The following is a 461-nucleotide window of genomic DNA, read 5'->3' as shown; positions in this document are numbered from 1 at the left end:
CCATAGGCCGGATAGGCATAGTCCGGGTTGATGACGATTTCGTTGTCGCGGATCGCCCGGCCAAGGCCGACCAATTCTGCGGTGGAATCGACGATGTTGCGGACCTGGGCGCGCGTCTGGTCAAGCGTGCCCGACGCATCGATGCCGATCACCCGCTCGGCCCGGTTCTGGGCGGCAAAGCCGACGATCATGCCGCCCTGTGTAGAACCGGTGACGACGCAGACAATGATATAGTCGAAGGTGAAGCCCAGTTCCTTCTCCTGCGCCGCCACCTCTTCGGCGAAGCCGATATAGCCGAGCGCACCAAATTTATGCACCGAGGCGCCGGCCGGGATCGGATAGGGTTTGCCGCCGGCATCCTTCACCGATTGGATGGCGTCTTCCCAGCTCTTGCGGATGCCGATGTCGAAGCCGTCATCGACCAGGCGGCTGTCAGCACCCATCAGCCGCGTCATCAGGAT

At 62.3% G+C, this 461-nt stretch carries 1 protein-coding gene; it reads right to left on the bottom strand.

Annotated elements, in window-relative coordinates:
- The coding region (locus tag AC1D0P_RS29245) for a pyridoxal-phosphate dependent enzyme (RefSeq protein WP_477679937.1) at window positions 1-461 on the bottom strand (461 nt) is incomplete at both ends.

The organism is Polaromonas sp. P1_G2 (genome assembly GCF_056405515.1).
Note: the sequence above shows the minus strand (reverse complement) of the source record. Positions and strands in the feature narration are given on the sequence as shown.